Annotated in this window: 1 protein-coding gene and 1 pseudogene; one reads left to right on the top strand and one right to left on the bottom strand. The window is 73.5% G+C overall.

Going from position 1 to position 1597, the window contains the following annotated elements; all coding sequences use genetic code 11:
* On the bottom strand, window positions 1–214 hold a 214-nt coding region (locus H5J29_RS34530), incomplete at its 3' end, for a hypothetical protein (protein ID WP_220188200.1).
* Here H5J29_RS34530 and H5J29_RS32035 point away from each other — a divergent pair.
* Window positions 198–1597, top strand: a pseudogene (locus tag H5J29_RS32035) (hypothetical protein); the annotation flags it as partial. The gene H5J29_RS34530 and the pseudogene H5J29_RS32035 sit on opposite strands and share 17 nt — an antisense overlap.

The raw sequence follows: 1597 nt of genomic DNA, 5'->3' as shown, positions 1-1597 counted from the left end.
CGGACGAGGGCGGCGCGCCGCCGGTGACCACCACGGCGGGTTCTGAGAGCACGTCCGCGCCGAGCCCCGTGAGCACGGGCGGGGACGCTCCGGTCGGCCCGTCGCCCCAGGGTCCCGAAGCGGGTTCCGCGGGGGACGGCCCGGGATCGGTGACGGTCCAGCAGGTCAGCGGCTCGGAGGGGATCTCCCCCGACAGCGTGTCCAGCTCGGTCACGGCGGGCCCGGACGGGTCGGTCACCGCGACCCAGAGCTCCAGCTACCACGAGTCGATCGGCGGGTCCGACGGCTCGTCCGGCGACTCCGGAGGCTCCTCGTCGGGGGACGCCGGAGGGGGCTCGTCGGGAGGGTCCGGCAGCGACCCGTCGGACGACTCCTCGGACGCGATCGACATCGTCGTCCAGCAGTTCCAGCAGTCCGTCATCCGCGCCGACGAGGACGGCAACCTCGTCGTCGAGACGTTCACCCGGATCGTCGTGCAGCTCGAGGGCCAGACCTATGTCGCGACCGACCACGGGGTGGCGCTGATCGATCCCGAGTCCGGACAGGACGTCGTGATCCACGAGGTGGCCACGGTCGTCGTGACCGAGAACCCGGACGGCACGTACTCCGTCCACACGGACGCGTACACGACCGTCGAGCTCGTGCCGGACACCGACGGGGACTTCGACGCGACGCTGATCCAGGACGAGCACGTCGCGCTCGACGACGACCCGGACGTCGGCGGGGACGCGGACCTGTCCGCCACCCAGGACCAGTCCGCCGTCGCGGACGGCGTGAGCGGCGTCGGGATCCTGCAGGTCCAGACCGCGGAGGGCATGTCCGACCAGTCGCAGCTCGCCGACAGCGCCGACGCGGTGATCACCCAGGCGCAGGGCGGCGGGGCGGGGTCCACCCAGACCCAGACCGGTGTGTCGGACGAGGGCGGGATCATCACCCAGGCCCAGGGCGCCGGCACGGGCTCCACCCAGACCCAGGACGCCACCACTCCCGACGGCATCGTCACCCAGGGCCAGGGCGCAGGCGCGGGCTCCACCCAGACGCAGGCCTCCGACGCCGCAGGCGGCATCACGACCCAAGGCCAAGGGGCGGGGGCCGGATCCACCCAGACCCAGGTCTCCGACACCGCCGGTGGCATCACCACCCAAGGCCAAGGGGCGGGGGCCGGATCCACCCAGACCCAGGTCTCCGACACCGCCGGTGGCATCACCACCCAAGGCCAGAACGCCGGCGCCGGATCCACCCAGACCCAGGTCTCGAACACCCCGGGCGGCGTGACCACCCAGGGACAGGGGGCAGGCGCGGGCTCGACCCAGACGCAGGTCTCCGACACCCCGGGTGGCGTGACCACGCAGGGTCAGAAGGGCGGCGAGGACTCCACCCAGACCCAGGTCTCGAACACCCCGGGCGGGACGAGCACCCAGGCACAACAGGGCGGAGCCCACTCCTCGCAGGTCCAGGCCTCGAACTCGCCCGGGGGCACGACCGTCCAGGGCCAGGCCGGCGGACCGGGCTCCACCTCGACCCAACTCCCGGGCCCCGCAACCGCCCAGCCGAACCCCTCCCCCGCCGGTTCCGGCCCCGCGACGGGATCGGCAGG

It is taken from the genome of Pseudonocardia pini (genome assembly GCF_013870575.1).
GTDB classification, from domain to species: Bacteria; Actinomycetota; Actinomycetes; order Mycobacteriales; family Pseudonocardiaceae; genus Pseudonocardia; species Pseudonocardia pini.
The sequence above is the reverse complement of the archived record's forward strand: the minus strand, read 5'-3'. Positions and strand labels throughout refer to the sequence as shown.